The following is a 6,454-nucleotide window of genomic DNA, read 5'->3' on the forward strand; positions in this document are numbered from 1 at the left end:
AAAAAGTGATAGGTAAAAACGTAGCATTTTAATTACTTTTGAACTTATGATTTTACGAGGAGAACATTTAATAAAAACATACGGAAACAAAAGAGTAGTCAAAGATGTTTCATTAAATGTAAAACAAGGCGAAATAGTAGGGTTATTAGGACCTAACGGTGCAGGAAAAACAACATCCTTCTATATGATTGTAGGATTAATAAAGCCTACACAAGGTAATGTTTTTTTGGATAAGATCAATATAACCCGAGATGCTATGTATAAAAGAGCACAGAAAGGAATTGGTTATTTAGCCCAAGAAGCATCTATATTTAGAAAATTATCCGTAGAAGATAATATTGTCGGGGTGTTGGAAATGACCAAACTTTCAAGAAAAGAACGGAAAAAAAAGGCTGATTCGCTTATAGAAGAATTCGGTTTAGAACATGTTAGAAAAAATAGAGGAGACTTACTATCAGGAGGAGAAAGAAGACGTTGTGAAATAGCGCGCTGTTTAGCTACAGACCCTAAATTTATTTTATTAGATGAACCCTTTGCAGGTGTAGACCCTATAGCAGTAGAGGATATACAAAAAGTAGTTCGCTCATTAGTTAATAAAAATATAGGAATATTGATAACAGATCACAATGTTCAACAAACACTTGCTATTACAAACAGGACTTATATAATGTTTGAAGGAAATATTTTGAAAGAAGGATATCCCGAAGAGCTAGCAAATGATCCGGTAGTTCGTCAAGTATATCTGGGTGAAAATTTCAGATTTGAAAAAATATAAAATGAAAACAATTGTAACAGCTATATTTTTAGGTATTTTTAATACCATAATTTTTAGTCAACAAATTCCGCAAATTTCCAAAACGGAATTCTCTCAAGAGGCTTTACAGCAAGAAGTCATTGATACAGATAACAATGAAATAACGATACAATCTATAATTGACAAACATAGGGGAAAAATAATGGTAATCAAGTTTTGGGCATCGTGGTGTAGAGATTGTCTTTTGGAAATGTCTAATTCGAATGAGCTTAAAGAAAAAAATAAGAAAGTTGATTTTATTTATTTATCATTAGATAAGAATTTCGATACGTGGAAAAAAAGTATTAGTAAATATGAATTAAATTCCGGCGATAATTATTGGTTTTCATCAGGTTGGAAAAACTCATTTACAGAATATATTGAATTAAATTGGATACCTCGTTATATGGTCCTAGATCAAAATGGTACTATAGCAAAATATTATGCTATAGCTGCCAGCGATATCGAACTTCAGAATACTATCAATAGTTTACTTGAAAAATAAATACAAGCAAATTTATTGAATTTCCAGAAGTTTTTCGGCTTCAATCAATTGATTGTACCAATTTTCACCGAATTTTCTTATTAAAGGTTCCTTCAAAAATTCGAATACTTTAACATTAAGTTCTTTACCCAGAGAGCAAGCATCCTTACATATATACCATTCATCATAATTAACTGCGATATATTTTCTCAATTTTTGCAGGCGTACAGGATATAAATGACAAGATATGGGCTTTTTAAAATTTATTTTACCATCCTCATAAGCTTTTTCAATGGCACATTTTGCAGCATTATTCTCATCATATATTACATAGGCACATTCTCTACCCTCAATTAAGGGCGTTACATAATCGTCATCAAGATCCGTAGTATATTTACCCTCTTGTTCAATGGCCTTTCTCCCTTCCTTTCTTAGGTAAGGAGATACATGAATATAAATATCTTCAAGGATTGAAAGTTCCTCCTCATCGAGAGGAGCCCCCGAATCCCCCTCAACACAACATATCCCTTTACATTTGTTAAGATTACAAATAAATTGCTTGTGAAAAACATCTAAAGAAATTATAGTATCTTCTATCTGAATCATATTTTATGAAAATAAATTCAAAGATAGCATTAAATTTTTATTAAAAGTTTAAATAAAATTATAAAAAAATTTTAACTTTGATAAAATGTATGCTATACATTTTTAGTGTTCTTGAGAAATAAATGTGTTTGCAACAATACGTTAAATTAATTTTTTAATGCAAATTATGAAAAAAATAGTATTAATAGGTGGAGGTTTTGCTGGAATTAACATTATTACCAGGTTAGCCAACAACTCTAATTTTGAAATTACCTTAGTTGATAAAAATAATTATAATTTTTTTCCGCCATTAATATACCAAGTAAGTTCCAGTATATTGGACCCTGCAGCAATAAGCTATCCCTTCCGAAGATTTATCAGACATAAAAAGAATGTCAAGTTCCGACTAGGTGAATTATTGGAAATAAAACCAGATGAAAATAAAGTAATATTGTCTAATGGAGAATTAGAGTATGATATTCTTATTTTAGCAACGGGAACCCAAAGTAATTATTTCGGAATGGGAAATTTGGAAAAGTATGCCTTTCCAATGAAAACTTTAAACGATGCATTACTACTGAGAAATATACTTCTAGAAAGATTAGAAGCAGCTAGCAGAGAGACTGATTTAGAAGAAAAGAAAAGATTTTTATCTCTAGTTATAACCGGTGGAGGGCCGGCAGGAGTTGAAATAGCCGGAGTAATTCGAGAAATTATCAATTACATTGAAAATGTTGATTATAAAGATTTAAAAGGACAAATTCAAGTATATTTAGTTGAGGGTAGTCCTGCACTTCTCGGTCCCATGAGTGATAAGTCTCATAAAGAAGCATATCATGCTCTTGATAAATTAGGAGTTAAAATTTTGATAAATACACAAGTTAAAGATTGTGATGAAAATGCGATTTATTTCTCCAATGGTGAAAAAATAGAAACCAAAACTATCATTTGGACAGCAGGGGTTACTTCAAGAATTTTTGAAGGAATACCTAAAGAAGTTTATGGAAGAGGAAGACGTATGCAAGTAGATGCCTATAATAAAGTTCAAGGATTTTCAAATATTTATGCTGTTGGAGATACCTGTATAATGACTGCCGATCCGAATTTTTCCGGAGGACATCCTCAACTTGCGCAAGTAGCAATGCAACAAGGGAAAAACTTAGCAGATAATTTAAAGAAACAAATAACTAATAATAATCAAAAACTAAAAGAGTTTCGTTATAAAGATAAAGGGTCCATGGCGGTTATTGGAAGAAATAAGGCTGTAGCCGATCTTATACATCCCACCTTATTTCTAAAAGGATTTCCCGCATGGGTTATTTGGTCATCCATACACCTTATATCGTTAGTTTCTATAGGTAACAGGCTGAATACATTATATCGCTGGTTAACCATATATATATCTAAAAATTCCTCATTAGGAAGTGCCTATAAAATAGGAGATAAAAAATCCTAAAACGAAAATTTTAAATTTTCTTTATTAATCATAGCTTTAGGGTTTTTTATAAAACCCTAAAGCTATGAAACATCCTCATTAGATATAGAACTTGAATTTTGTTCCATACTTACGGTGCCTTTATATGAGGCACCATTTTCAACTTGGAAACTTTTTACTAACATGTTTCCAATGATCGTACCCGAATTTTTTAGGCTTAAATTATCAACATAGATATCTCCTTCAATCTTGCCGTATACAATAAGTTCTTTGGTTCTAATATCTCCTTTAATATTTCCATTCTGGCCTATAACCAATCCGGATAAGCTATTTATATCCCCTAATGCTTGACCATCAATTCTTATAAATTCTTTACATTCTATACTTCCTTCAACTTTACAATCTTCGGCAATAATAGTGGTAATATTATCCGTAGATATATCAAGAGCAGTAACTTTTTTTTTGAACATAGTAGTTTATTTTTTAATTAATTTATATCTAAATAATTATTAGGATTTTCTTTTTCTTTATTGTATATAATTTCGTAATGAACATGAGGTCCTGTTGAGCGTCCGGTACTTCCTAGTTGACCAATAACGTCTCCAGCTTTTACAGTCTGTCCTTCTTTAACATTAATCTTGGATAAATGACCATATAAAGTTTCGTATCCAAAATTATGTTTTATAATGATGCAGTTTCCATAACCACCTCTAACATTTGCAAAAATAACTACGCCATTAGCTGTAACATGAATAGGATCCCCAATATTACCGGCAATATCTAAACCCGGATGAAATTCAGAACCTGTTCCTTTTTTCATTGGATTACCTCTTACGCCAAAATTAGAAGTAATTCTTCCAATATGAGGAAGACCTATAGGGACATATTGTATTTTTTTTAAAATGTCAGAAATTCTTTCTTTTTTATTCTCAATCAAATTTAAGTTAGAATCGTTGACAGGATAATATTCTCCCCCCATATTATCAGTATTATTTAATTTAATTTCGGAAGTTGGTAGCGTTTTAACCTGACGATCTTTGAGATATTTTTCGATCTTAATCAACGACTTTTCAGCCTCATTAAGATTTAGAATCATTTCATTAAGTTTTTTAGAATCCAATTTGCTCTCAAGATTAGAAATTTTAACATGTAAATCTTCTTTTTGATTATAAACATAGCTTACATAACTAATCAATCCGGCAACAAGACAAAATATGACTATAAAAGACAATAAAATTATCTTTTTATAAAGAAAGAAATTTTTAATATGCTTGTTTTTCACGGAAAAAATTCTTGATTCAAAAGAGTTCTTATCAGTAATAATTATAGTAGAATATTTTGATGTATCTTTATTCATAGTTTTAGTATAATTATAGTGGTAGTGCAACAAATATAAAAAAAATAAAAACTATAAGTTACATTTAAACAGTGTGTTTAACATTAAATTAATAAAATTAAAACAAAATTAAATCTGCCGCTAAGATAATAAACTATATAAGAATAAATCTCTTTGATTAGATTAATTAAATATCACTAAAAAAATCACATTAAATAAAACAAAATAACGTTAAAAAATTACCATTAATTGAATGTACTAGTATTTTCAATTAAATTCAATTAAAACAATAATCTATAAACATCTTCAACTTTAGAAACTAATTCAATCCTGATATTATATTTCTTATAATCAATCTTATTATACTTAGAAATGAAAATAACATCATAACCAAGCTTTTCGGCTTCGGTAATTCTCTGTTCAACACGATTAACAGCCCTTATTTCACCACTGAGTCCTATTTCACCTGCAAACAAACAATTATCAGGCAAAGAAATATCCTCATTAGAAGATAGAATAGAACAGATAACGGCTAGATCTATAGCAGGATCATCCACTCGTATACCTCCAGTAACATTTAAAAATACATCCTTAGTTCCCAAATGAAAACCTGCTCTTTTCTCTAGAACAGCTAACAACATATTTAACCGTTTTACATCAAAACCCGTCGTAACCCGTTGGGGAGTTCCATAAACAGCTGTTGATACCAATGCTTGAATTTCAACCAACATAGGGCGTAAGCCTTCCAATGTAACAGCGATTGCATTTCCCGACAAACTTTCATCTTTTTTAGATATTAAAATTTCAGATGGATTTTTTACTTGACGCAATCCTGAAGTAAGCATTTCATAAATTCCAAGTTCAGAAGTAGAGCCATATCTATTTTTATTTGCACGTAAAAGACGATATACATAATTTCGATCTCCTTCGAACTGAAGGACCACATCAACCATGTGCTCTAAAATTTTAGGACCGGCAATAGATCCCTCTTTAGTTATATGTCCAATTAAAAATACAGGCGTAGATGTTTCCTTAGCAAACTTAATCAATTCGGAGGCGCATTCTCTAATTTGAGATATACTTCCGGGTGATGACTCTATATAAGAAGAATGAAGAGTTTGGATTGAGTCTATAACCAAGAGTTCAGGATTTAGTTCATGAGCTTTTTTTAAAATCTTTTGGGTCGAAGTTTCAGTTAAAATATAACATTCGGAGTTTGTAATGGAAAGTCGATCCGACCTCATTTTTATTTGATTACTACTTTCCTCGCCGGAAACATATAGAACTTTTCTAGGTATTTGTAAAGAAATTTGCAACAAAAGAGTGGACTTACCAATTCCGGGTTCGCCTCCAATTAATATTACACTACCGGGAACGATTCCTCCCCCCAATAAATGGTCTAATTCCGAATCATTTGATAAGATACGATATTCATCTTTTGCTTCTATTTCATGTATTTTATATATTTTATTCTTATTAATAGGAGAACCATCATAAGACAAAGAATTATTCGGGCCTTTATCGATAATCTCTTCAACAATGGTATTCCATTCACTACATACTTTGCATTGACCTAGCCATTGAGAATATTGTGTTCCGCAATTTTGACAAAAGAAAGTAGTTTTAGCCTTAGCCATAATTATAGATGTGTATTACATTTAATACAAAGATAGTCTTTATTAAATTACTATATATAGTCTAACATCCTAAAATAATAAAAGAATAAGATATAATATAAATATGAATGGGGGAAGAATTAAAGGGATGAGTGAGGGATGGGAGGAAAAAATTGAGTTATAAAAAAGGGAAATAAGAATAGTA

7 protein-coding genes are annotated in these 6,454 nt (G+C 30.6%); 3 read left to right on the forward strand and 4 right to left on the reverse strand.

Annotated elements, in window-relative coordinates; all coding sequences use genetic code 11:
* Positions 1-46 precede the first annotated feature (46 nt).
* On the forward strand, positions 47-775 hold the full coding sequence (lptB, locus tag Q0T35_RS08895) for an LPS export ABC transporter ATP-binding protein (RefSeq protein ID WP_293917074.1): 729 nt from the start codon (positions 47-49) through the stop codon (positions 773-775).
* A gap of 1 nt (position 776) precedes the next feature.
* Positions 777-1,298, forward strand: coding sequence for a thioredoxin family protein (locus Q0T35_RS08900; RefSeq protein WP_295842646.1), 522 nt, complete (start codon positions 777-779; stop codon positions 1,296-1,298).
* 12 nt (positions 1,299-1,310) lie between these two features.
* On the opposite strand, the gene Q0T35_RS08905 is transcribed toward Q0T35_RS08900, so the two are convergent.
* Positions 1,311-1,883 carry a DUF3109 family protein gene (locus tag Q0T35_RS08905; RefSeq protein WP_295842648.1) on the reverse strand — a complete coding sequence of 191 codons (573 nt, stop codon included), beginning with the start codon at positions 1,881-1,883 and terminating at the stop codon, positions 1,311-1,313.
* A gap of 166 nt (positions 1,884-2,049) precedes the next feature.
* On the opposite strand from Q0T35_RS08905, the gene Q0T35_RS08910 reads away from it, so the two are divergent.
* Positions 2,050-3,318 (forward strand): NAD(P)/FAD-dependent oxidoreductase, encoded by a 1,269-nt coding sequence (locus Q0T35_RS08910; protein ID WP_293917069.1) that lies wholly within the window; start codon positions 2,050-2,052, stop codon positions 3,316-3,318.
* A gap of 62 nt (positions 3,319-3,380) precedes the next feature.
* Here Q0T35_RS08910 and Q0T35_RS08915 read toward each other — a convergent pair whose 3' ends face one another.
* From Q0T35_RS08915 to radA, 3 genes are all read right to left on the reverse strand, one after another.
* Positions 3,381-3,767: a polymer-forming cytoskeletal protein gene (locus Q0T35_RS08915; protein ID WP_293917068.1), complete on the reverse strand. Its 387-nt coding sequence runs from the start codon at positions 3,765-3,767 to the stop codon at positions 3,381-3,383.
* Positions 3,768-3,784: 17 nt separating this feature from the next.
* Positions 3,785-4,654 (reverse strand): peptidoglycan DD-metalloendopeptidase family protein, encoded by an 870-nt coding sequence (locus tag Q0T35_RS08920; protein ID WP_295842650.1) that lies wholly within the window; start codon positions 4,652-4,654, stop codon positions 3,785-3,787.
* A 260-nt stretch (positions 4,655-4,914) separates the two neighbouring features.
* Positions 4,915-6,270: a DNA repair protein RadA gene (radA, locus tag Q0T35_RS08925; RefSeq protein WP_295842651.1), complete on the reverse strand. Its 1,356-nt coding sequence runs from the start codon at positions 6,268-6,270 to the stop codon at positions 4,915-4,917.
* Positions 6,271-6,454: the final 184 nt, after the last annotated feature.

Source organism: uncultured Apibacter sp. (assembly GCF_946479295.1).
Classification (GTDB): Bacteria; Bacteroidota; Bacteroidia; order Flavobacteriales; family Weeksellaceae; genus Apibacter.